Below are 23637 nucleotides of genomic sequence, written 5' to 3' on the forward strand. Positions count from 1 at the left end.
AAAGACCGGCCGCGCCCCGACCGGCCGTGCCCAGTCGCGCTATACAGGGCCCACAGTGCAGCTATCGGCCCGGAATTACCTAGAGCCCAAACGTCTCGGTTTCCTCAAACGGGCCGACCACCGTGACGGTTCGCGGGGCGGCCGCGAGCTCACGGGCGAGCTCCTGGACCTCCGCTGCCGTGACGGCCTTGATCTGGCGGAGGGTTTCATCGATGTCCTGGTACTCGCCGGAGACCAGTTCCGCGCGGCCCAGCCGGGACATCCGGGAACCGGTGTCCTCCAGCGCCAGCACGATTCCGCCGCACAGCTGACCCACGGCCTTCCGGAGCTCCTCGTCGGAGATGCCGTCCGCAGCCAGCTTGTCCAGTTCGGCGCCGAGCAGCTCAACGACCTGCCGGACCTTCGACGGCGTGCATCCGGCGTACATGCCGAAGTAGCCGGCGTCGGCGTAGGAGGACGCGAACGAGTACGTCGAGTAGACGAGGCCGCGCTTTTCCCGGACCTCCTGGAAGAGCCGGGAGGACATGCCGCCGCCGAGGACGGCGTTGAGCACACTCATGACAAAGCGGCGGTCGTCCGTGGCGACAAGCGAGGGGCAACCCATGATGATGTTGGCCTGCTCCACCGGGCGCTTGACCACATGCAGGCCGGCCGTGCCGGTGATCGCAGCGCGCTCGGTGGAGCGGCGCTGCACGGGCGCGGCAGCGGCCTCAAGGTTCCAGCCGGCAGAGTGGAGGGCATCCACCACGAGCCCGCAGACGACGTCGTGGTCCAGCCCGCCGGCCGCGGTGACCACGAGCTCGTCGGGACGGTAGTAGCGGCGGTAGTGGTCCCACACCGAGTCGCGCGCCACGGCCCGGATCGCTGCCGGGGTGCCGCCGATGGGGCGCCCCAGCGGGTGCGTTCCCAGCACTGCGGCGACGAAGTTCTCGTGCGCGACGTCAGTGGGATCGTCGCTGTCCATGGCGATTTCCTCGAGGATGACGTCCCGCTCCTGCTCCATCTCCTGCGGGTCCAGGACGGCGCCGGTGATCATGTCAGCGATGACGTCGATCGCCATGGGAAGGTCCGTGTCCAGCACGCGGGCGAAGTAGCAGGTACTCTCCTTCGCGGTGGCGGCGTTCGATTCCCCGCCGACCTCGTCGAAGGCCGACGCGATCTCCAGCGCGGTGCGGCGCTTGGTGCCCTTGAAGAGCAGATGCTCCAAAAAGTGCGTGGAGCCGTGCTGGCCGGGAGCCTCGTCGCGGGAGCCCACCCCGACCCAGAAACCGATCGTGGCAGAGCGCTGGCCGGGCATCGCTTCGGTGAGCACGCGGACGCCGCCGGGCAGGACCGAGCGTCGCACCTCGGAACCGCCGTCGGCTCCGTGGATCAGGGTGTCAGCGTGCTGGTTCTGCTCTAGCGGCAGGGGGACGACAGTCATCAAGGCCTTTCATTGAACACGTGCCAAATCTGCCTGCAATCCTACCTTTAACAGCAGCGGGGCCGGTGGATGATCCACCGGCCCCGCTGTTTGACTCAGGAGAGACTACTCTGCGGCGTCCGCGGAGACCTCAGCGTTGTCTGCGTCCGCACCCTCAGCCACGACGGGTGAGAGGGAGAGCTTGCCGCGGTCGTCGATCTTGGTGATTTCCACCTGGATCTTCTGGCCCACGGAGACGACGTCCTCGACGTTGTCCACGCGCTTGCCGCCGGCGATCTTGCGCAGCTCGGAGATGTGCAGGAGGCCGTCCTTACCCGGGGTCAGGGAAACGAAGGCGCCGAAGGTGGTGGTCTTGACGACCGTGCCCAGGTAGCGCTCACCGATTTCCGGGATCTGCGGGTTGGCGATGGCGTTGATCGCGGACCGTGCTGCGTCGGCAGACGGGCCGTTGGTGGCGCCAATGTAGACAGTTCCGTCGTCCTCGATCGAGATGTCGGCTCCGGTGTCTTCCTGGATCTGGTTGATCATCTTGCCCTTCGGGCCGATGACCTCGCCGATCTTGTCTACCGGGATCTTGACCGCGATGACGCGCGGCGCGAACTCGGAGAGCTCGTCCGGGGTGTCGATCGCGGAGTTCAGGACGTCCAGGATGTGCAGGCGCGCTTCACGAGCCTGCTTCAGGGCGGCGGCCAGGACCGAGGCGGGGATGCCGTCGAGCTTCGTGTCCAGCTGGATGGCCGTGACGAACTCGGAGGTACCGGCAACCTTGAAGTCCATGTCGCCGAAGGCATCTTCGGCGCCGAGGATATCGGTCAGGGCGGCGTAGCGGGTCTGGCCGTCAACCTGGTCAGAGACCAGGCCCATGGCGATACCGGCAACGGCAGCCTTCAGCGGCACGCCTGCGTTGAGCAGGGACAGCGTGGAGGCGCAGACGGAACCCATCGACGTCGAACCGTTGGAGCTGAGAGCCTCAGACACCTGGCGGATGGCGTAAGGGAATTCCTCGCGGGAGGGCAGCACCGGCATGATGGCGCGCTCTGCGAGGGCACCGTGGCCGATTTCGCGGCGCTTCGGGGAACCGACGCGGCCGGTCTCGCCGGTGGAGTACGGCGGGAAGTTGTAGTTGTGCATGTAGCGCTTGCGCGTCACGGGAGACAGCGAGTCGATCTGCTGTTCCATCTTGAGCATGTTCAGCGTGGTGACACCCATGATCTGGGTCTCGCCGCGTTCGAAGATGGCCGAGCCGTGGACGCGGGGCAGAACCTCAACCTCGGCGGTGAGCTGGCGGATGTCCGTCAGGCCACGGCCGTCGATGCGGATCTGGTCCTTGAGGATGCGCTGGCGCACAACCTGCTTGGTGACGGAGCGGAAGGCTGCGGACAGCTCCTTCTCGCGGCCTTCGAACTGGCCGGCAAGGGAAGAGGTGACCTCGTCCTTGAGCTCGTCCGAAGCGGTGTCGCGTTCCTGCTTGTCGGCGATCTGGAAGACAGCGGCCAGCTTCTCGGCGGCAGCGGACTCCACAGCGGCGTAGACGTCGTCCTGGTAGTCCAGGAAGACCGGGAACTCGACGGTCGGCTTGGCGGCGCGTGCTGCCAGGTCGGACTGTGCTTCGCAGAGGGCCTTGATGAACGGCTTGGCAGCCTCGAGGCCTTCGGAGACAACCTCTTCGGTCGGGGCGGTGGCGCCCTGTTCCTTGATGAGGTTCCAGGAGTTGTCGGTGGCTTCGGCTTCAACCATCATGATGGCGACGTCGTCACCGGCGATGCGGCCGGCAACGACCATGTTGAAGACGGCGTTCTCGAGCTGGGAGTGCTTCGGGAACGCAACCCACTGCGAGCCGTTCTCGTCGGCAACGAGGGCAACGCGGACGCCGCCGATCGGGCCGGAGAAGGGCAGGCCGGAAAGCTGGGTGGACATCGAGGACGCGTTGATCGCGACGACGTCGTAGAGCTCGTCCGGGTTGATGGACAGCACGGTGACGACGATCTGGACCTCGTTGCGCAGGCCCTTGACGAACGCGGGGCGCAGCGGGCGGTCCATGAGGCGGCAGGCCAGGATGGCTTCCGTGGAGGGACGGCCTTCGCGGCGGAAGAACGAGCCCGGGATGCGGCCGGCGGCGTACATACGCTCTTCGACGTCGACAGTCAGCGGGAAGAAGTCGAAACCTTCACGCGGGTGCTTGCCGGCGGTGGTTGCGGACAGCAGCGCGGTCTCTTCGTCGATGTAGACCATCGCTGCGCCGGCTGCCTGCTTCGCAAGGCGGCCGGTTTCAAAGCGGATTACACGCTTGCCGAAGCGGCCATTGTCAATGACTGCTTCTGAGAACTGGATTTCGGGACCCTCCATAGAGAGTCACCTCCGTTTCATGGTTCACGGAGCCCAGCCGCATCAACCCAGTCCAGCATCTGTCTACTGGCCTGCACTGCACCCGGTCATCGATCGAGACCCACGGGCCGGGCCTCATTCCTTGAGGCCGTTCCCGGGGATCACTACCGAGGACCGCGAATGCGTGATGCGGTTGATCCTCCTGTTTAGTTTTTTCCTGAAGAAGGCGGCCCTTTCCGGTCCGGAAGGGGCCGCCCCTTAAAGCTGACTAGCGACGCAGGCCGAGGCGCTCGATGAGCTGACGGTAGCGGGTGATGTCAGTGTTCTTGAGGTAGGTGAGCATGCGCTTGCGACGACCAACCATGGCCAGCAGACCGCGCTGGGTGTGGTAATCGTGCTTGTGCTCCTTCATGTGCTCAGTGAGATCCTTGATCCGCTGAGTCAGGACTGCAACCTGGACCTCCGGCGAACCGGTGTCGCCCTCGGACGTTGCGAAATCCTTGATGATGGACTGCTTTACAGCGGCTTCAAGTGCCACAATAACTCCTAGAGATGTGCCGTGAGGCCCGAATCAGTAATTCACTGCCGGGGGTGCCGTCCCGGAATCCCCCGCCGAAGCCGGGCATTCCGTACACAACAGGAGCCAGCCGCCACGGACTGCAGCCGGATCCAACGTTCAGTTTAGTGGCACGTCCGTGGTCTTGTCGAAACTGCCAGCCGCGCCGGCCGCGCCGCCCTGGGATGCGTCTCCGCTTTCCTGGCCCGAAAGCAGCTCCCGGATCGCGGCGACGCCGCGGTACACCTCCGCATAGGAGGTGCTCAGGGGTGACAGCCCGATCCTGATGCCTTGCGGGGCACGGAAATCGGGAATCACATCCTGATCCCACAACACGGCCGTCATTTCACGGAAGGCAGGGTGGTCCACCGTCACGTGGCTGCCGCGCAGTGCCGGGTCCCGCGGGGTGGACAGCTGCACACCGGCCGGTGCCAGCCAGGCGTCGAAGAGTTCGAGGGCATAGGCCGTGAGCAGCTGTGACTTCTCCCGGAGGCCAGCCATCCCCGCTTCCTCGATCAGGTCCAGGGTGCCGCGCATGGCGAGCATGCCGAAAATGGCCGGGGTGCCGCTGAGGAAGCCCCGGATGCCGGGGGCGGCCTCGTAGCCGGGACCCATTTCGAACGCGTCCTTGCGTCCCATCCAGCCCCAGATCGGCTGCTGAAGTCCGGCCAGGTGCCGGGTGTTGACGTAGGCGAACGCGGGCGATCCCGGTCCCCCGTTCAGGTACTTGTACGTGCAGCCGGYCGCGAAGTCGACGTCGGCGTCGTCCAAAGCGATCTCCACCGACCCGGCGGAGTGGCACAGGTCCCACACCACCAGGGCGCCGGCGTCGTGGACTGCCGCGGTGATAGCCGGAAGGTCCGCGAGGAAACCGGAGCGGTAGGCAATCTGGCTCAGGACCACGACGGCGGTGGCCGGGCCCGTGGCGGCCCGCACCTGCTCGACCGTGACACCGGAGGCGGGATCGGCGTCGATCCAGCGCAGGGTCAGGCCTTCTTCGCGCGCGATTCCCTCCACCAGGTACCGGTCGGTGGGGAAATTGTCCGTGTCCAGGACGATTTCCGTCCGCGCCGGATCCGTCACAGCTGCCAGGGCGGCGCGGATGAGCTTGTACAGCACCACGGTGGTGGAATCGGCAATGATGGTCTGCCCGGGCGCCGCGCCGAGCACTGCGCGGCCGAGCTGGTCGCCGATGGCCTGGGGCAGTTCGAGCCATTCCTCGTCCCAGCCCCGGATCAGGCGGCCGCCCCAGCTGTCCTGGATGAAGCTGCTGATGTCCGTGACGGTCCGCTTGAGCGGCCGGCCCAGGGAGTTGCCGTCAAGGTAGGACAAATCCGTGTCCGTGCCGACGAAGTGGTCGCGGTAGCCGGCCAGCGGATCGGCGGCGTCGAGATCGAGGGCGCGCTGCCACAGATTGTCCGTTGCGTCGGTGCCGGCGGAGATGCTCACTGGCCGATCTCCGTCCGCACGGCGAAGAGCTCAGGGAAAARGGTCAGCTCGAGGGCCTTCTGCAGGAACGCGGCACCGCTGGATCCGCCGGTGCCGGCCTTCATGCCGATGGTGCGCTGGACGGTGCGCAGGTGGCGGAAACGCCACAGCTGGAAATTGTCCTCAAGGTCCACGAGTTCCTCGCAAGCCTCGTACGCGCCCCAGTTGTCGGCGGCGTTTTCGTAGATGTACTTGAACACCGGGACGAGCTCAGGGCAGAACTCGTGGGCCTTGGTGACGTCGCGCTCCAGCACGGAGGCCGGGACGTCAAAGCCCTGGCGCTTGAGATACGCGAGGAAATCGTCGTAGATGCTGGGGGCTTCGAGCAGTTCGCGCAGCATCCCGTGGGCCTCGGGGTCCGATTCGAACACCGGGAGCATCTTGGCGTTCTTGTTGCCCAGAAGGAACTCGACCGCGCGGTACTGGCTGGACTGGAATCCGGACGAGTTGCCGAGGAAGCCGCGGAACTGGGAGTACTCGGTAGGTGTCAGGGTGGCCAGCACGGACCATTGCTCGGTGAGCGTCTTCTGGATGTGCTTGACCCGGGCGATCGCCTTCAGGGCGGACCCGAGGTCGTCCGATCGCAGCCAGGCGGCAGCGCTGCGAAGCTCATGCAGTACCAGCTTCAGCCACAGCTCCGTGGTCTGGTGCTGGATGATGAACAGCATCTCGTCGTGGTGTTCCGGAGTGCTGACCGGCTGCTGGGCGCTGAGCAGGGTGGGCAACTGCAGGTACGACGCGTAGCTCATGCGCGTGCTGAAGTCCCGGACAATGTCCTGGTCCAGTTCCCTCGTGTTCTTCTCGATGGTCACGTCTCTTGCCTTCCTTGCCAAGTGGCTGTGAATCAGCGCGGCTTCAGTGCGTGGGAACACGCCAGCGCGGGGTTTGGTGTCGTTCGGGCCGGTTGTCAGCGGGCGAACAGGATGTCGTGCGCCTGGACGACGTCCAGGCGCATCTGATCCACCAATGCCTCAGGCCCACGGTACGCCACCATGCCCCGGAGCCTGGTGACAAATTCCACCACAACTGTCTGGTCGTACAGATCAAATTCGTCGGGGGACTCTTCCGGGCGGTCGATCACATGGGCCTCAACCTGACGGCTCACGCCGTCGAACGTGGGGTTGGAGCCCACGGAGATGGCGGCAGGCCAGCGGGTGCCCGCCTGGTCGACGAGCCAGCCGGCGTAGATCCCGTCGGCGGGAATGTACCCGCTGGCCGTCGGGGCGAGGTTTGCCGTGGGGAAGCCGAGGTCGCGGCCGCGTGCGGCACCGTGCACCACCTCGCCGCGCATCCGGTGCGGCCTGCCCAGCACCGCAGCGGCGGTGGCAACGTCGCCCTCGCGCAGGGCCTCACGGACCCACGTGGACGAGCAGCGGCGGTCCGTCCCGTCGTCGTCGTGGATGGGGAAGCCTTCAGAGCCGAACTCGCTGATGACCAGCACCTCGAAACCGAGCTTCCGCCCCAGCTCCTGCATGGTGGAGAGGTCCCCGGAATTGCCGCGGCCGAACCGGGCGTCGTGGCCGACCACCACGTGGCTTGCCTTCAGGCCGTCCACCAGGACCGCGGCGGCAAATTCTTCAGGGGTCAGGCTGGCGAGTTCCATCGAGTACTTCATCACCAGCACGGCATCGAGGCCGAGCTCGCCCAGGGCCACCAGCTTGTCCTCCAGCCCCATGATCAGCTCGGGAGCCGACTCGGGACGGTGCACTTGCGCCGGGTGCGGATCGAAGGTGATCGCGACGGCGCGGGCGTGGTTCAATCGGGCGGTGCGGATCAGCTGCGACAGCACCTGCTGGTGGCCGCGGTGCACGCCGTCGAAATTGCCGAAAGTGACAACCGAAGGACCAAAGTCCGCCGGGACTTCGGACAGATCGTTCCAGATGTGGACCATCAACCTCGCCTTTTGCTGCCTGCCATGAACTCCCCCGGAGCGACCGTGCCGGCTCCGGAACTCTCTAAGATTACCCGCATTCCGGGCCGCTCCCGGACGGTTCGTAGGCTTCCGGGCAGCCTCGCCCGGGGACACCCTGCGGGACCGCGATGTAGGGGCGGCAGGTCGACCGTGTCCGGGCAGGTGCTGACTATCGCCCGAGCAACAGCCTCCGCTGGCTGTCCCGGACCGCGTGATTCCGCCAGTTCCGCCAGTGCAGCAGGACGGCGGCGAGGATCAGGGGGACGTGGATTCCGGGCAGCATCCTCGCGAACCACCGCGGGAGGTAGATGTCCGTGACCGAGCCGTCGCTGTCCCCGAGGTCCTGGGCGACAGCGGTCAGCGGGCAGCGAAAGCCATTGGCGGCGAAGATCACCGTTTCGCCCGCGACCACGACGGCGGCCACGCCTGTCTTCCGGTCGGTGCGGCCCCTGACTCCGGTGTACAGGACGTAGGCCATGCAGGCCTCGATCGTGAACCAGGCAATGGTGTGAATCGACTTCACAACCCGCAGCAGCAGACGGCGATGGTCCATGTCTTCACCCTAGGCGCGCAGAGGTGTGCGTGGTTCAGAGACTTTCGGCCCGGCTGGGCCAGGGAGCGACGCCGTCACCAACCACCGCGCGTCGGCGTATGTCCCGTTCGGGCATCGTCGGGCATTGCCAATTCGGCACGCAGGCCCAGGAGTCGGATCGGACGGCCCGCCTCGATTCCGGCTGCGAGGTCCAAGGCCCGTGCGAGGATTTCGTTCCGGTCGAAGGTCTCGGGAATCTTCCTCGCGTGGGTCTTGGTGACGAACGGCGCGTACCGAACCTTGAGGGTCAGCCCAACCACGGGCCGTCCTTCGGCCACAACGTCCTCAAGGACATGCGCTGTCAGCTCCCTCAAGGCGTCGTCCACCTGGACGGGCTCGGTGAGGTCGCGCTGGAAGGTGGTCTCCCGGCTATGCCCGCGGGCAACCCACGGGGTGTCGTCCACGACGCTGGCGCCGTCCCCGCGTCCGAGCTCCGCGTACCAAGGACCCATCTTGGGGCCGAACTCCGGGACCAGGTCCTGGGGGTCGGACGCGGCGAGCTCGGCGACTGTGTTGATGCCGAGTTTGGCCAGCCGGCCCGACACTTTGGTTCCGACGCCCCACAGGTCCTTGGTGGGCCGGCTGCCCATGACGTCGAGCCAGTTCCCGGAAGTGAGGCGGAAGACGCCGGCCGGCTTGCCGAAACCGGTGGCCACCTTGGCCCGGACCAAGGTGTCGCCGATGCCCACGCTGCAATGCAGCTGCGTTCGCTCCAGGACAGCGGCCTGCACCTGCCGGGCGTAGGCTTCCGGATTCTCTGTCTCCGTGCCTACAAAGGCTTCATCCCAACCCAGCACCTGCACGGTGGCGCCGGGCTGCGCGCGCAGGGTAGCCATCACCGTTTCAGACGCCGCCAGGTAAGCCTCGTGGTCGACGGGCAGGATCACGGCGTCGGGCACTTTCCGGGCCGCAATGCGTAAGGGCATTCCAGAACCCACACCGAACGCCCTGGCCTCGTAGGACGCGGTCGACACCACAGCTCGTTCCGTGGGGTCGCCCCGACCGCCGACAATGATCGGCTTGCCCGCAAGCTCCGGCCGCCGGAGCACTTCGACCGCCGCGATGAACTGGTCGAGATCGACGTGCAGCACCCATCGGATTCCGCTCACGCCACCAGTCTGCCCTAAACATTCCTGGCAAGCATCGGTTCTCCACCGGGCTTGGCCGCGGAGCCGGCGGCCTCCTGGCCTTCTTTGAAATCCAGCGCCGCCGACGACCTGCACCGCACCTGTGCCGAGTGTGGCGCGGTCCGCGCCAAGTACAGGGAACGGACGAGTCCAGGGTGATGGCCGCCCGGCCACTCGTACTGCATCGAGCGCGAGGGATAGGTGGGGTTTGCTTCTCGGGCTTCGAGGTTCCGGGCAACGGAGGGCGCGGTTCCTTTCACGGCAGTGGTTCGATCCATCTGCCGTGCCGCAACACGCCGGCGAGGGTTAATTCGGAATCGACGACGACAATGTCGGCCCGCATATCTTTGTGAAGGTCGCCGACATGCCCGGACAGGCCGAGAACTGATGCCGGGACGGCGCTGGCTGACCGGACCGCGTCCTGCAGTGATACTCCTGCTGCTACGGTGGCCCTGACCACGTCAAGGAGGGTTGCGGTTCCGCCGGCAATCGCGCCGGTGCTGTCGAGCCGGGCGACCCCCTCGTGTACGGTGACGGCCAGGTTTCCCAGCCGGTAACGTCCGTCCTGCAGGCCCGTGGCCGCCATGGAATCAGTGACGAGGGCAATATTCTCAGCACCGACGAGGTCGAACATCATCCGGACGGTATCCGCGGCGAGGTGGACGCCGTCGGCGATGAGTTCAATGACGGCCCTGCCGGCGTGCGCTTCGCTGAGACTGGCGGCCACCGGACCGGGTGAGCGGTGATGCAGCGCCGGCATGGCGTTGAACAGGTGCGTCACCGTGGGTCGCCGGGGAACCGGGTTCCCCTGGCGGTGTCCGGCCCGCCGCAGGCCGAGGGCCGCGCGGCCGAGGAACCCGGCCGCGGTCGCCGTGTCTGCTGCGGTGTGGCCCAGAGAGGGAACCACTCCGCTGGCCGTGAGCTGGTCGACCAGGCGCTGGGCGCCTGGAAGTTCGGCTGCGCAGGTCAGGGAGACAAGACTGGTCCCCGCCGCCGCCAGCAGTTCACCCATCAGAGCGGGATCGGGATCCCGTAGCAGGGCGGGATCGTGGGCTCCGTGGTGGTGCGGGGACAGGAAGGGGCCTTCCAGATGTGACCCGGCGATGAGTCCTTCCTCTGCCACGGGGCGTAAGGCGTCGAGATTCCGGAGCAGGTCGTGGGTGGAGGCGGTCACGAGGCTGGCCAGCAGCGTCGTGGTTCCGCGGCGGTGCAGGAATCGGGCTGCCGAGCGTGCCGCGGCCGCCGAGCCTTCGGAAAAATCGGATCCTGCGGCGCCGTGGCAGTGCAGGTCCACGAGGCCCGGCAGCAGGGTGTACCGGCCGTCCCGCGCCGGGCGGTTCTGCTCCAGATCAGCAATTCCGGGGAATGCCGAAGCCGGTCCGACGTAGCTGATGCGGTCACCGGCCACGGCGATCACGCCGTCGTCGATGGCCAGGCTACCGGTGACGATGCGGCCACGAAGCGTCACGACCTCATTCACCATGTTCAGTGATCCTGTCCGCGGTCCGCAGCGCTGCCGCGATGCCCGCTGCGAGTTCCGGGTCCATCGCCTCCGGCCGGACGCCGGCGCCCGTATCCAGGGGAGATGCGGGCCGCGGGCGCGCCGATGAGTGCACCGCATGCACTCCTGCTGTCACGAGCCGCGGCACGATGTCCACAGTCACTCCGCCGCCAGCCATGATCTGTACTCCCGGCGCGTGGTCCCGTCCGAGTTCCACGAGCCGAGCCAACATTCCGATCCCCTGTGTGCAGTCGGTTCCGCCGCCGCTGGTGAGCACCCGGTTCACGCCGGCGTCTTCGAGCCGCCCGAGCGCGTCGGCGGGGTTCGCGCCGGCGGCCAGTGCGGCGTCGAATGCGCGGTGGAAGGTCAGCTGTGCGGCGGGCTTTTGGGCACGCGCGACGGCGACAATCCGGGTGAGCGCGACGGCGTCCGGTCCGCCGTCGGGTGCCAGGGCGCCGACCACGACGCCGGCCGCCCCTGCCCGCAGCACCGCCACCACGTCACGTTCGATGATCCGGAGCTCCTCGGGTGTGTAGGCGAACCCTCCCGGCCGGGGCCGGACGAGGACATGGACGGGCAGCCCGGCCTCGCACGCCATGTCCACCATCCGCATGTCAGGGGTGATGCCGCCCGTCGCGATGAGCGCGGCGCACAGCTCGACGCGCGTGGCGCCGACGGCCGCGGAGATCCGCATCCCGGTGACGTCTTCGACGGCGAACTCGAGGTCCGGCACAGGGCGCAGCTCCCCGGCGGCCGCGTCGTTCAGAAGCCCCGCTGTGCCGGCTTCCGCGCCGCTCAGAAGCCCTGCCATGCCGGCTTCCGTCCCAACGTGTAGTGGTAGTACTCGGTGTGGGCGAGCTTGGACGCTGCCGGCGTGTCCAGGAGAACGGTCACGTGTGGATGGAGCTGGAGAGCCGAGGCGGGGCAGATAGCGGCGACCGGCCCCTCAACAGCCGCCGCAACGGCGTCGGCCTTCGCCTCGCCCAGCCCGAGTAGGAGAAGATGTCGGGCTTGCCGAATCGTTCCAAGACCCTGGGTGAGTACGTGCTCCGGGACCTCGTCGAGGCCAGCGAAGAAGCGTGCGTTGTCGCGGCGGGTCTGGGCGGTGAGCGTTTTGATGCGGGTCCGTGACGCGAGGGACGACATGGGCTCGTTGAAGCCGATGTGCCCGTCGGTGCCGATGCCGAGGATCTGAACATCCACACCTCCGGCTGCAGAGATACTCGCGTCGTACCGGGCGGCCTCCGCCGCCGGGTACGATGCGCCGTCGAGTCCGTGCACGGCGTCGGCGGGGAAATCCACGCTGTCCGTGAATTCGCGCCGGATCACCGAGTGGTAGGACTCGGGGTGGCTGGCTGGCAGTCCGACGTACTCGTCGAGGAGGAACGCCTGGGCGGCGGCGAAGCTCAGCCCGTCGCGGCGGTGGCGGTCGATAAGTTCGCGGTAGGTCCCGAGGGGCGTCGAGCCGGTCGCGAGGCCCAAGACGGACGGACCGCTGCGGAGGCGCTCCTCGATGATGTCCGCTGCGGTGTGGGCGACGTCATCCGCGCCGGGAAGGATGATGATTTCCATGCTGGGGTGTACTCCCTGTGGCTGTCAGTGCGGGTGGGCTGTGTGGCTATTTCGCGGGTTCGGTCTCGACGGTGACTTCGTCGTCCCCGCGTCCGGGAGTGCGCAGGTTCCAGCGCTTGATTACGAAGGAGAACAGGAAGTAGTAGATGGCCGCGTAGCCGAACCCGATGGGGATGAGCATCCAGGCGTTTTGTGCCTTGCTGAAGTTCAGGACGAAGTCGATCAGGCCGGCGGAGAACGTGAAGCCGTCGTGGATTCCCAGTGCATTGACGAGCGCGTGCGAGGTGCCGGTCAGGACGGCATGGACGATGTAGAGGGGCCACGCGACGAACATGAAGGCGTACTCAAGTGGTTCGGTGATCCCGGTCAGGAAGGCCGTCAGGCCGGTGGAGAGCATGATCCCGCCGACAAGATTCCGTTGTGACGGCTTGGCGTGGCGCCAGATGGCGAAAGCAGCCGCGGGGAGGCCAAACATCATGATGGGGAAGAACCCGGTCATGAACACGCCGGCGGTCGGATCACCTGCGAAGAAGCGGTTGAGGTCGCCGCGGACAAGCTGACCGGAGGCGTCATTGAAGTCGCCTACGAGGAACCAGACCACCGAATTGAGGACGTGATGGAGCCCCACCGGGATGAGCATACGGTTTGCAAAACCGTAAAGCCCGCCACCAAGGACAGCGTTTCCGGCCACGATCTCGCCAACCCAGGACAGCCCCGCGTTGAACGCTGAATAGAGCAGGGCCATGATCACGCCGACCACGAGGGCGGTGAGGGACGTCAGGATGGGCACGAGGCGCCGGCCGCTGAAAAAGCCCAGGTAGTCCGGCAACTTGGTGCGGTAGAACTTTTGCCACAGGATAGCCGAGAACAACCCGACGACGATGCCGGCAAGAACGCCGTAATTGATGACGGCGGGTTTGCCCGCGGGATCCACTTGCCCGGCAAGAACGAGTGGAGACATTGCCTTGAAGACCCCATCGATCACCATGTAGCCGACGGCGGCCGCCAGAGCGGTCGACCCGTCGGACTTCTTGGCCCAGCCGATGGCGATACCAATGGCGAAGATGAGCGGAAGCCACGTAAAGACCGCGCTGCCGGCGGCTTCGACCACGGAGGCACCGCCTTCGAAGCCGGGGATGGCGCCCAAAAGGTCCACTTGACCGGCCCGGAGGAGGATACCCGCGGCGGGCAAAACCGCGATCGGAAGCATGAGCGTGCGGCCCAACCGCTGGAGGTTCGAGAAGGCGGCATTCGCCTTCTTCTCCGGCGCCGTGGCGATGGATTCAGGGACTGACATGAGAGGCACCTTTGCGTTTAGGAAGGGCTTGTGGAAGATCGGCTCAGCCGGTACTGTCTGGTTATAACCAGTGTGATTCATCCCACGCGGACCTGTCAAGGCAGTCGATCCGCCGGACGGATTGACTCATCCTGGCCACACCGGGGCCGCTTGGCCACGGATCCGAAGTGCCCCCGGAAGGGGGCGCAATGAGAGAGGCATGCCATGTCAAAGGCAGAAAAGATCATTGAAGGACTCGGCGGAGCTGGGAACATCGTCGAAGTCGAGGCGTGCATCACCCGCCTGCGCACTGAGGTCAAGGACTCCTCACTCGTGAGCGAGGCGGCCCTGAAGGCAGCCGGGGCGCACGGCGTACTCACCGCGGGCACAGCTGTTCAGGTCATCGTGGGCCCGGAGGCGGACACACTCGCCGACGACATCGAGGACCTCCTCTGATGACGGAGGCACTCCTCATCCACGCACCCCTGGCCGGCAGGGTTATGCCCCTCGGTGAGGTCCCGGACCCGGTGTTCTCTGCCCAGATGGTCGGCTCCGGCGCGGCCATTGAGCCGCCGGAGGGCGAAACATTTGACGTCGTCTCCCCGGTTGCCGGGAAGATCATCAAGCTGCTTCCGCATGCTTTCATCGTCGTCGACACCGCGGGCAGGGGCGTGCTTACACATGTCGGGATCGACACCGTCAAGCTTCAGGGCGAGGGGTTCGAGCTGCTCATTGACAAGGGGGCGACGGTCGACGCCGGTGCACTGATCATGCGCGTGGATCCGGCTGCCGCTGTGGCCGCCGGATATTCCCTCGTGAGCCCCATCGTCGTACTGGACACCAAGCCGGACACGGCGACGCCGATCGCCTCAGGCGCCGTGGCGGCCGGCGCCGAGCTGTTCTCGGTGCCGTAGGCAGGGCGGGGTCACGGAAACAAAGCCGGAGCCCTTCCCGCTACAGCCGCACCTCCATGTTCAGCGAGTACCTGTCAGATCGGTACCACGAACGTGTGTGCTCGATGGCGAGCTGGCCCGAGTAGGAAGTGCGGTCGAAGAACAGGACCGGCGCGCCCGTCCCGGTGCCGAGGAGCGCCCCGACATCCGCCGGGGCGCCCTCGGCGCGCACGGTCTGACGGGCGCGGTTGATCTCCTTGCCGAACTGGGCGGCCAGGGCCTTGTAAACCGAGCCGGTGAGGTCAATGTCGAGGAGCCCACTGGCATGTTCCGGGTTGTACCAGGCGTCGTCGACGCTGACCGGCCGGCCGTCGGCGAGACGCAGCCGGCGCAGGTGGATCGCCTCGGCACCCTGGGACAGGCCCAGGGCGTCCGCCGTGTCCTTCGGCGCGGCCGCGAGCTCCGCCAGGAGCACCACGGTGCTGGGGGTATGACCCTGGGCCTCCATCTCCTGGGTGAAGGACGCCAGGTGGAGGGTGGACTGAACTGCCGAGTCGGCTACGAATGTGCCCTTGGCCGGGACACGCACGAGGTGGCCCTCGGTGACGAGTCGGCCGATGGCGGCCCGGACGGTGATACGGCTGACGCCGTACGCGTCCATCAGTTCGCGCTCGCTGGGGAGGCGGGCGCCGGGTTCGAGTTCCTCTTTGGCCACCTTGAGGATAATCGAGCGCAGCTGCTCGTGCTTGGGTACCTGACTGTTCACGATATGCACCTGGGTGGCAGGTGCCGTGCTCGTACGTGCGGCTGGCAAATCGGCCCCTTTGTTAGTGGAGCGATCCGGTAAGGACCACCTACTCGGATTATGCCACGTGAACCCTGTCACGGCCCACCGGAAAACTTACGACCAGCCCTGCTGGCGCTTGAGGCTGGTTTGGCCGACGCCGCGGCCTGGTTTGATCTCAATTATTTGGTGAGGCCCTTCGAGTGAAGGCCTGGGTGCAGGCTTCGGTCGAAGACCATTGGCCAACGATCCCCGGTCGAAGACCGCTGAGCGAGTATCCGTGGGCAGCGGTTCAGCCCGTAACACTGCGTACGCCATCCGCCGTCGTATGGACTGGCGCGTGGCAAGCTGTAGGGATGGACAGCACAGCCGCGCCCCAAGCGGGGGAATCACCATTCGCACGACCGGTGCCGGGCGGCCTGCGCCACCCGTTGGGTCCACGCGATCCCGGTGACGCCTGGGTCGAGGGCGAGCACGGACGGTTCTGGGGTCGGTTCGGTTCCGCCGGGCTCCTGGTCCACGACGCCGCAAAGGGAATCCTTCTCCAACACCGCGCTTTGTGGAGCCATCAAGGCGGCACGTGGGGGCTCCCGGGAGGTGCCCTGCACCAAGGGGAAGGGGCCATCGACGGGGCGCTGCGGGAAGCACGCGAGGAAGCGGCCGTGCCTCCGGAGAACGTCCGTGTCCTGTTCACGTCGGTGTTCGACGTCGGCTACTGGACCTACACCACGGTGGTTGCCGAGGCACTGCAGCCCTTCGAGGCCGCCATCAGTGATCCGGAAAGTCTCGAACTGCAGTGGGTGGGGGTTGACGCAGTCGGTGGCAAGAAACTGCACCCGGGCTTCGCCACCGCCTGGCCCGGACTGCGCAGCAGGCTCACGGAGGCCCGGCGCATCACCAGCCGGCCGTAACCAGCCGGCCGGAGGTAGCCAGCCGAGTGCGCGGGCAAGCCCCGGACGGGGCAGCCCGGCCTAGTGCTGCCGGGGCGCGGGACGCCGGCGATACAGCCAGATGAGTCCCAGAATGGGCAGCAGGAGCGGGATGAATCCGTAGCCGCGGCCAAACAAGGACCACACCGTCTCGTGCGGGAAGTTCACCGAGTCGAATACGCTCAATGCCCCCACCACGAGGACGCCCACAAGCTCCACCAGGACTGCCGCCACGGAAACCTTGAACGCGGTGCGGCCCGGCTTCGCGAGGGACACGGTGGCAACTACGTAGACGGCTGCGGCGAACGCGGACAGCAGGTACGCCAGGGGCGCCTCGGAAAACTTCGTGAGAATCTGGTAGCCGGCCCGGGCGGTCGCCGAAATCGCAAACACGGCATAGACAGCAATCAGCAGCCGTCCCGGCCCAGTGTTGCGGGTGTCGGTCGCCGGCGCAGTTTGCGCCGCCCCAGTTTGTGTGGAACCAGCCTCCGTGGAACCAGCAGCTGCCGGCCCGGCGTCCGCTGCCCCGGTGATGCCGGAGGCCGACCCCGCCGGGTTGCCTGTGCCCTCCTGGGAGGATTTTGCGTTCACGTTTTCTGCCTCTTCCATCTCAATACCAGATCTGGTTCATACGGGCCGCCATCACCAGGGCAGTGACGCCGACCGCGGCCAGGACGAAGTTGCTCCAGCGGGTCCGCTCCAGGATGGACCAATACACGGCGCCGATCGGGAGGATCAGCGCCGTCGCCAGATAGCCCCAGAACTCCCAGGACTCCCCCGCGATCTGCTCCCCGCTGGCCACCCGGACAATCGAGCCCACCAGATAGACCAGGAGGGCCAGTTCGACGGCGGCCACCGACAGTATGGTCGTGTCGTTGGGCGCCTTCTTCAGGATGCCCGCGGCGACGCAGATGATGCTGGAGAGCAGGCCAACCACAAGGATGATGTAGAAATACGCGTCCACTACTGCCCGGCCCGCTGTTCGTTGCCGCCCGCTTCGGTGGCGCCCTTTTCGATGGAGCGCTTTTCGGTGCCGCTCTTTTCAGTGGAGCGCTTTTCGTTATCGGGCGCGAACACCAGCACGGGCTTGGCGTAGCTTCCCGCGTCGGCCAGGAGCGCCACGAGCGTACCGTCCGGCGCGAACGCTGCTGCCGGCTTGTCCGCGGTCGCTGCCTCCGGCGTGCCGGCTGCGGCTCCTGCGGCGACCCTGCGGCCGAAGGAAATCTCGGTGGTCTCCGCCTCGCTGAGTTCACGGTTCGGCATCAGGGCCCGGGCCGCGTCCGAGATCTCCAGGACGTCCAGCTTCTCCGCCAATTGTTCAAGGGTGTGTGCCTGCTCAAGCGTGTAGGGACCCACTTGGGTCCTGCGCAGTGCCGTCAGGTGGCCGCCGACGCCGAGTGCCTCGCCGAGGTCGCGCGCCAGGGCACGGATGTATGTGCCGGAAGAGCACTCCACCGTGACATCGACGTCCAGGGCTTCCCGGTCTGCCTCACCATCGTGCACGCGGCGGACCTGGTGGACCTCAAAGCGGTGAATCGTCACGGGACGGGCCGCGAGCTTGACCTCTTCACCGGACCGGACCCGGGCGTAGGCGCGTTCACCGTTGACCTTGATGGCGCTGACACTGCTGGGAACCTGTTCAATTTCCCCGGTCAGAGCGGCGACTCCGGCGCGGACAGCGTCTTCGGTGACCCCGGCGGCGCTGCGGGTGGCGGTGACCTCGCCTTCGGCGTCGTCCGTCACGGTGGATTCACCGAGCCTGATGGTGGCGGTGTAAGTCTTGGAGGTGCCCACAATGTAGGTCAGCAGCCGGGTTGCCTTGTTGATGCCCACCACGAGAACGCCGGTGGCCATCGGATCGAGCGTCCCGGCGTGGCCGACCTTTCGGGTACCGGCGATCCGCCGCATCCGTCCAACCACATCGTGGCTGGTCCAACCTTGCGGCTTGTCTACTATCACCAGTCCAGAAAGCACGCCTCCCAGTATATGCGGGCCAGCCGCGCCCCACCGCCCACGGCCCCCGCGCCCACCGCGGACGCCGGGCGTTAGGATGGCACACATGCCCGAGCTTGCCGCACATGTCCGCGACGTCCCGATCAACCAGATCCGCGAGATCACCGAAGCCGCCTGGGGAACGCCCGGTGCGATCGTGCTCAGTATCGGGGAGCCGGGCTTCGCAGTCCCCCGCCACGTCCTCGAGGCCGGGATGGCGTGCCTGGACCGGGACGAGACCAACTACACCCCTAACGCCGGGATCCCCGCATTGCGGGAGGCCTTCGCCGCCCGCTTCCGTGAACACAACGCGACGCCGGTCGGCGCCGAGCGCGTCTATGTGGTCGACGGCGCCCAGCAAGGCCTGCACTTTGCCATGAGCCTGCTGCTCTCCCCCGGGGACGAGATCCTCATTCCCAACCCCGGCTACCCCACCTTCGCGATGACGAGCAGCCTGCTGCACGCCGTGCCCGTACGCTACCCGCTGTACCCGGAGCACGATTTCCAGCCGCGGATCGAGGACATCGAGGCGCTCATCACGCCGCGGACCAAGGTATTGATCCTGAACTCTCCGTCCAACCCGCTCGGCGCCGTCCTGGGCGAGGACCTGACGCGCCGCCTCGTGGAGCTGGCGAGGCGGAACGATCTGTGGGTCATCTCCGACGAATGCTACGAGGCGTTCACTTACGATGTCCCGCACGTCAGCCCGGCCCGCTTCGACAGCGACGTTCCAGGCGAAGCGCGCGTGTTCACCTCGCTCACGCTCTCCAAGACCTACGGGCTGACGGGACTGCGCATCGGCGCGCTGATCTGTCCGCCCGGGCTGGAGCAGAAGATGAATAACGTCATGGAGTCGATCGTGTCCTGTGTGGCCTCCCCGTCGCAGTACGCGGCACTGGCAGCTTTGACCGGTCCGCAGGACTACGTCAGCCATGCCCACGCCCATTACCGGGCCAACCGGGACGCGGCCTCGGCGGTGCTGAGCTCCCATGGCATCCCCTACCTCGCGGCCCAAGGCGCGTTCTATCTGTGGGCGGACGTCTCACATGCCAGCGACGGGGATGTCCGGACATGGACGCGCCGCTTCCTGGCGGACTCCGGCGTGGCCTTCGCCCCCGGCACGGCGTTCGGCTCTATTGGCGAGGGCTGGATCCGCATTGCGCTCTGCGGAAACCAGGCCGATCTTGTGGAGGGCCTCCGGCGTATCCCTGCACGCGAACTGGCGGCAGGCCCCGACGGGTCCACCGGCCCTACCGCCGGAGAAGCTGGCGCCCTAGCCTGAGCACACGGCGCTTCCAGGCTGGCCCGCCATCCTGGCTTCGGGTTGTCCTGGCCCGTCCGGGCGCCGTGGATTCCGGCCAAGGGAGTACATCGTGTGGTGGCAAGACCTGCTGTGGGGTTTCTGGAATGGGCTGACGGCATGGATCGTCCTGATCGCCCATGTCTTCGGTTTCTGGAGTGAGTTCCCGTTCTATAACTCCGCCCGCGCGGGGAACTGGTATGACTTCGGCTACCTCCTCGGCATGGGATCTCCCGTGCTGGGCGGTGGGCTGGGAGCCCGGGGACGCTCCAAGCGCCGCTAGGCATTTCGAGATGGCATTTGGCGGCAATTTTTGCCCGCGCACTGCCGTGTTCTGCAATCTCGACGTCATCTGCGTGCCAAGCCCGACCCAACCGGGGGTCATCCCGGATTTGCCGCCAATGCCTCATCGAGCCAGCTGCGGAGGGCCGCGGCCGGCGGCGCGCCAGCCTGGCGGGCCGCCACCGTCCCCTTCTTGATGACAAGCAACGTTGGGATGGCCTGGATATCGAACCGCCTGGACAATCCCGGGGAGGTGTCGACGTCGACCTTCACGAGCTTGAACTTCCCGGCCCGCTCCTGCGCCAACCTGTCCAGCACCGGGCTGACCATCCGGCACGGCCCGCACCACGCCGCCCAGAAATCGACGAGAACCGGAACGGAAGACTGCTCCGCGACAACCGGGAAGTCGGCGTCTGACGCCGACACGATCCAGGGAAGGTCCTTGCCGCAGTTGCCGCAGCGCGGGTGCCCGGCAGCGGCCGCGGGAATCCGGTTGGTCTTCCCGCAATGCGGGCACTTGGTCAGGCTGGATTCCACGGCACTCCGATGGCCCTGCGCATACGTGCAGTCATGGTTCCATGGGACTCCCCTGCCCCTCAACGGGCCAAGGGTCGAAGGTCCCCGGATACAGAAACAGCAGGGGCCGGACCCGTTTCCGGTTCCGGCCCCTGCTGTTGAAGGCACTCTTACTTGTTGCGGTCCTCATCGATCGCGTCGTTGTCGATGAGGTCCAGGTCCTCTTCGTCAAAGTCGTCCTCGTCGAGCTCCACGTCCTGGGGCGTATCACTCTTGTAAGGATCGGCGTCTCCGGCGTGCGTGGCGCTTTCGGCCAGCGCGGCCACCTCGGCGTCGCGCTTCTTCGCCGCGCGGAGCAGTTCCTCAAGGTTCGAGGCGGTGACGGGGATCTGGTCGGCCACGAATTCGAGCGTCGGTGTCAGCCGCACGGTGATGTTCCGGCCGACTTCCTGCCGCAGCACACCCTTGGCCTTCTCGAGCCCCTTGGCGGCATCGGCCTGGGCCACTTCGTCACCGAACACGGTGTAGTAAACAGTTGCGTGCTGCAGGTCGTTGGTCACCCGCGAGTCGGTCACGGTGACGCCCTCCAGTCGGGGATCCTTCACCCTCCGGCCCAGCGCCTCGGCAACGACAACCTTAATCCGCTGCGCCAACTTGGCAGCCCGTGCGGGATCAGCCATTTCCACTCCTAAAAATTTGGATGTACGACGGCGCCGGAACGGTGGCCGCACAACTGTTGGGTTTTGATGCCACGCCCCTAAGGCGAGTCTACGACGGACTCCCGTTGGTTTCTTCCGGCGGCCCTTTGGAGCCGTGGAGGGGGCCCGGGAGTGGCATCGGGCCTGCCGGAACTGGGTGGCCGACGTCGTAAGACGTCGGCCACCCAGCGTAGGGGCGGGGCCCCTCTACGGCGGAAAAGTGCGGGGCCGCCGGAAAATCCAACGACCCCGCACCTGTACTGCTAAACCAACCTAGACGCGCGGCTTTTCGCGCATCTCGAAGGTCTCGATGATGTCGCCTTCGGTGATGTCGTTGAACGAGCCAAGACCGATACCACACTCGAAGTCCGTGCGGACCTCGGTGGCGTCATCCTTGAAGCGCTTGAGCGTCTCAACGGTGAGGTTGTCACCGATGATCTTGCCGTCGCGGGTGATGCGTGCCTTGGCGTTGCGTCGGATAACACCCGAGCGGACGATCGAGCCTGCGATGTTGCCGAACTTGGAGGAACGGAACACTTCGCGGACCTCGGCGGTGCCAAGCTGGACCTCTTCGTACTCCGGCTTGAGCATGCCCTTGAGGGCTGCCTCAATGTCATCGATTGCTGCGTAGATGACGGAGTAGAAGCGCATGTCCACGCCTTCGCGGTCTGCCAGTTCGGCAACACGCTCGGCGGGCTTGACGTTGAAGCCGATGATGACGGCGCTGTCGACCGTTGCCAGGTTGACGTCGTTCTGCGTGATCGCACCGACACCGCGGTGGATGACGCGGAGCTGGACACCCTCGCCGACGTCGATCTTGAGCAGCGCGTCTTCGAGGGCTTCCACGGCACCGGACACGTCACCCTTGAGGATGAGGTTGAGGGTGTCGATCTTGCCATCGGCGACGGCCTGGTCGAAGTCTTCCAGGCTGATCCGCTTGCGGCGCTTGGCCAGTGCGGCGTTGCGGTCGGCGGCTTCACGCTTCTCGGCGATCTGGCGGGCGGTGCGCTCGTCAGCGGTCACGAAGAAGGTGTCACCGGCGCGCGGGACGTTGGACAGACCCAGCACCTGCACGGGGCGGGACGGGCCGGCCTCGGTCAGCGCGCTGCCGTCGTCGTCGAACATCGCACGGACGCGGCCGTGGGCCGTGCCTGCCACGATGGTGTCGCCGACGTGCAGGGTACCGGACTGAACCAGGACGGTGGCCACGGAACCGCGGCCCTTGTCCAGGTTGGCTTCAATCGCGATACCGCGGGCGTCCTTGTTCGGGTTGGCGCGCATGTCCAGGGCAGCGTCTGCGGTGAGCAGAACGGCGCCGAGGAGCTCGTCGATGTTGAGGTTCTGTCGGGCCGAGACCTCCACGAACATGGTGTCGCCACCGTATTCTTCCGGAACCAGGCCGTACTCGGTCAGCTGGCCGCGGACCTTGTCCGGGTTGGCGCCTTCCTTGTCGATCTTGTTCACGGCCACGACGATCGGCACGTTGGCCGCCTGGGCGTGGTTGAGGGCTTCAACGGTCTGCGGCATAACGCCGTCGTCCGCTGCGACCACCAGGATGGCGATGTCGGTGACCTTCGCACCACGGGCACGCATGGCGGTGAACGCCTCGTGGCCCGGAGTATCGATGAAGGTGATCTTCCGATCAATGCCTTCGTGGGCGTGGGTGACCTGGTAGGCACCGATGTGCTGCGTGATGCCGCCGTGCTCGCCCGCCATAACGTCGGACTTGCGGATGGCGTCGAGCAGCCGGGTCTTACCGTGGTCAACGTGACCCATGACGGTGACAACCGGAGGACGTGCCTCGAGGTCTTCATCGCCTTCGGCTTCCAGTTCGGCGTCGAAGTCGATGTCGAAGGTGGAGAGCAGCTCGCGCTCCTCGTCCTCCGGGGACACAACCTGAAGCTTGTAGCCAAGCTCCTCGCCGAGCAGCGCGAAGGTCTCTTCATCCAGCGACTGCGTGGCCGTGGCCATTTCGCCGAGGTGGAAGAGGACCGTCACCAGTGCGGCGGGGTTCGCCTCGATCTTGTCGGCAAAGTCCGTGATGGACGAGCCACGGCGAAGCCGGACTACGGTGTTGCCGTCGCCGCGGGGTACGCTCACGCCACCCAGCGAAGGAGCACTCATCTGCTCGAGTTCCTGACGCTTGGCACGCTTCGACTTGCGCTGCTTGCCACGGCCTGCGCCGCCCTTACCGAAGGCACCCTGGGTGCCGCCGCGACCGCGACCGCCCTTACCAAAGCCACCACCGGCCGGAGCGCCGCCACCGGCACCGGGAGCACCGGTACCTGGAGCGCCACCCGGACGGCCCGGACCACGGCCTCCGCCGCCGGGACGGCCGGCACCAGCGGGTGCGGGACGTTCGGTGCGGTTAGGCATCATGCCCGGAGTCGGGCGGTTGCCGCCGGCTCCTGCCGGACGACCGGCGCCGGGAGCGCCGGCCGGACGCGGGGCGCCGGGGCGGGGGCCGCCTG

24 protein-coding genes are annotated in these 23637 nt (G+C 66.6%); 5 read left to right on the forward strand and 19 right to left on the reverse strand.

Annotated elements, in window-relative coordinates:
• Positions 1-79: 79 nt before the first annotated feature.
• The 12 genes from AC1DR1_RS14490 to AC1DR1_RS14545 all read right to left on the reverse strand — a co-directional run bounded on the left by AC1DR1_RS14490 (position 80) and on the right by AC1DR1_RS14545 (position 13793).
• Positions 80-1423 (reverse strand): M16 family metallopeptidase, encoded by a 1344-nt coding sequence (locus tag AC1DR1_RS14490; RefSeq protein WP_229992998.1) that lies wholly within the window; start codon positions 1421-1423, stop codon positions 80-82.
• A 105-nt stretch (positions 1424-1528) separates the two neighbouring features.
• Positions 1529-3769 carry a polyribonucleotide nucleotidyltransferase gene (locus AC1DR1_RS14495; RefSeq protein ID WP_229992999.1) on the reverse strand — a complete coding sequence of 747 codons (2241 nt, stop codon included), beginning with the start codon at positions 3767-3769 and terminating at the stop codon, positions 1529-1531.
• Between the two features lie 247 nt (positions 3770-4016).
• Positions 4017-4286, reverse strand: coding sequence for a 30S ribosomal protein S15 (gene rpsO / locus AC1DR1_RS14500; RefSeq protein WP_120953920.1), 270 nt, complete (start codon positions 4284-4286; stop codon positions 4017-4019).
• Positions 4287-4424: 138 nt separating this feature from the next.
• Positions 4425-5753 (reverse strand): kynureninase, encoded by a 1329-nt coding sequence (gene kynU / locus AC1DR1_RS14505; protein WP_476992783.1) that lies wholly within the window; start codon positions 5751-5753, stop codon positions 4425-4427.
• Positions 5750-6604 (reverse strand): tryptophan 2,3-dioxygenase, encoded by an 855-nt coding sequence (gene kynA, locus AC1DR1_RS14510; RefSeq protein ID WP_476992784.1) that lies wholly within the window; start codon positions 6602-6604, stop codon positions 5750-5752. Before kynA ends, kynU begins: the two co-directional genes overlap by 4 nt.
• 95 nt (positions 6605-6699) lie before the next feature.
• Positions 6700-7683: a bifunctional riboflavin kinase/FAD synthetase gene (locus tag AC1DR1_RS14515; RefSeq protein ID WP_229993002.1), complete on the reverse strand. Its 984-nt coding sequence runs from the start codon at positions 7681-7683 to the stop codon at positions 6700-6702.
• 190 nt (positions 7684-7873) lie between these two features.
• Positions 7874-8257 carry a hypothetical protein gene (locus AC1DR1_RS14520; protein WP_364747422.1) on the reverse strand — a complete coding sequence of 128 codons (384 nt, stop codon included), beginning with the start codon at positions 8255-8257 and terminating at the stop codon, positions 7874-7876.
• A 74-nt stretch (positions 8258-8331) separates the two neighbouring features.
• Positions 8332-9405, reverse strand: a complete 1074-nt coding sequence (locus AC1DR1_RS14525; RefSeq protein ID WP_476992785.1) for a DNA polymerase IV — start codon at positions 9403-9405, stop codon at positions 8332-8334.
• A 274-nt stretch (positions 9406-9679) separates the two neighbouring features.
• Positions 9680-10906 carry an N-acetylglucosamine-6-phosphate deacetylase gene (locus AC1DR1_RS14530; RefSeq protein WP_229993004.1) on the reverse strand — a complete coding sequence of 409 codons (1227 nt, stop codon included), beginning with the start codon at positions 10904-10906 and terminating at the stop codon, positions 9680-9682.
• Positions 10896-11735 (reverse strand): copper homeostasis protein CutC, encoded by an 840-nt coding sequence (locus AC1DR1_RS14535; protein ID WP_229993005.1) that lies wholly within the window; start codon positions 11733-11735, stop codon positions 10896-10898. Before AC1DR1_RS14535 ends, AC1DR1_RS14530 begins: the two co-directional genes overlap by 11 nt.
• Positions 11720-12496, reverse strand: coding sequence for a glucosamine-6-phosphate deaminase (gene nagB / locus AC1DR1_RS14540; RefSeq protein WP_229993006.1), 777 nt, complete (start codon positions 12494-12496; stop codon positions 11720-11722). The genes AC1DR1_RS14535 and nagB overlap by 16 nt, the downstream gene beginning before the upstream one ends.
• Before the next feature lie 46 nt (positions 12497-12542).
• Entirely contained in the window at positions 12543-13793 is a 1251-nt protein-coding gene (locus AC1DR1_RS14545; RefSeq protein ID WP_229993007.1) for a PTS transporter subunit EIIC, read from the reverse strand.
• A gap of 204 nt (positions 13794-13997) precedes the next feature.
• Here AC1DR1_RS14545 and AC1DR1_RS14550 point away from each other — a divergent pair, with 204 nt between their 5' ends.
• Together AC1DR1_RS14550 and AC1DR1_RS14555 are read left to right on the forward strand one after the other, a co-directional pair.
• Positions 13998-14228: a PTS sugar transporter subunit IIB gene (locus AC1DR1_RS14550; RefSeq protein ID WP_229993008.1), complete on the forward strand. Its 231-nt coding sequence runs from the start codon at positions 13998-14000 to the stop codon at positions 14226-14228.
• Positions 14228-14686 carry a PTS sugar transporter subunit IIA gene (locus AC1DR1_RS14555; protein ID WP_229993009.1) on the forward strand — a complete coding sequence of 153 codons (459 nt, stop codon included), beginning with the start codon at positions 14228-14230 and terminating at the stop codon, positions 14684-14686. Before AC1DR1_RS14550 ends, AC1DR1_RS14555 begins: the two co-directional genes overlap by 1 nt.
• Positions 14687-14726: 40 nt before the next feature.
• Here the strand turns inward: AC1DR1_RS14555 and AC1DR1_RS14560 are convergent, their stop codons facing one another.
• The gene (locus AC1DR1_RS14560; RefSeq protein ID WP_229993010.1) at positions 14727-15431 is read right to left on the reverse strand and encodes a GntR family transcriptional regulator; all 705 of its coding nucleotides are present in this window, start codon (positions 15429-15431) and stop codon (positions 14727-14729) included.
• Positions 15432-15805: 374 nt separating this feature from the next.
• Here AC1DR1_RS14560 and AC1DR1_RS14565 point away from each other — a divergent pair, with 374 nt between their 5' ends.
• Entirely contained in the window at positions 15806-16360 is a 555-nt protein-coding gene (locus AC1DR1_RS14565; RefSeq protein ID WP_229993011.1) for an NUDIX domain-containing protein, read from the forward strand.
• Positions 16361-16420: 60 nt separating this feature from the next.
• On the opposite strand, the gene AC1DR1_RS14570 is transcribed toward AC1DR1_RS14565, so the two are convergent.
• From AC1DR1_RS14570 to truB, 3 genes are all read right to left on the reverse strand, one after another.
• Positions 16421-16912 carry a hypothetical protein gene (locus AC1DR1_RS14570; protein WP_476992787.1) on the reverse strand — a complete coding sequence of 164 codons (492 nt, stop codon included), beginning with the start codon at positions 16910-16912 and terminating at the stop codon, positions 16421-16423.
• Positions 16913-16988: 76 nt separating this feature from the next.
• Positions 16989-17342, reverse strand: coding sequence for a hypothetical protein (locus AC1DR1_RS14575; protein WP_229993013.1), 354 nt, complete (start codon positions 17340-17342; stop codon positions 16989-16991).
• Positions 17342-18352, reverse strand: coding sequence for a tRNA pseudouridine(55) synthase TruB (gene truB, locus AC1DR1_RS14580; RefSeq protein WP_229993014.1), 1011 nt, complete (start codon positions 18350-18352; stop codon positions 17342-17344). Before truB ends, AC1DR1_RS14575 begins: the two co-directional genes overlap by 1 nt.
• Positions 18353-18437: 85 nt before the next feature.
• On the opposite strand from truB, the gene AC1DR1_RS14585 reads away from it, so the two are divergent.
• Together AC1DR1_RS14585 and AC1DR1_RS14590 are read left to right on the forward strand one after the other, a co-directional pair.
• A complete protein-coding gene (locus tag AC1DR1_RS14585; protein ID WP_229993015.1) occupies positions 18438-19652 on the forward strand; it encodes a pyridoxal phosphate-dependent aminotransferase in 1215 nt (404 codons plus the stop codon).
• Positions 19653-19743: 91 nt separating this feature from the next.
• The gene (locus tag AC1DR1_RS14590; RefSeq protein ID WP_026266615.1) at positions 19744-19953 is read left to right on the forward strand and encodes a hypothetical protein; all 210 of its coding nucleotides are present in this window, start codon (positions 19744-19746) and stop codon (positions 19951-19953) included.
• Between the two features lie 98 nt (positions 19954-20051).
• Here the strand turns inward: AC1DR1_RS14590 and trxA are convergent, their stop codons facing one another.
• The 3 genes from trxA to infB all read right to left on the reverse strand — a co-directional run.
• Complete coding sequence (gene trxA, locus AC1DR1_RS14595) at positions 20052-20489, reverse strand: thioredoxin (RefSeq protein ID WP_476966479.1); 438 nt, start codon at positions 20487-20489, stop codon at positions 20052-20054.
• Positions 20490-20638: 149 nt separating this feature from the next.
• Positions 20639-21148 (reverse strand): 30S ribosome-binding factor RbfA, encoded by a 510-nt coding sequence (gene rbfA / locus AC1DR1_RS14600; RefSeq protein ID WP_364747414.1) that lies wholly within the window; start codon positions 21146-21148, stop codon positions 20639-20641.
• Between the two features lie 291 nt (positions 21149-21439).
• Positions 21440-23637 (reverse strand): translation initiation factor IF-2 (gene infB / locus AC1DR1_RS14605; protein WP_476992786.1); only part of this gene is annotated, 2198 nt, incomplete at its 5' end.

The organism is Arthrobacter sp. P4_F10, from assembly GCF_056401435.1.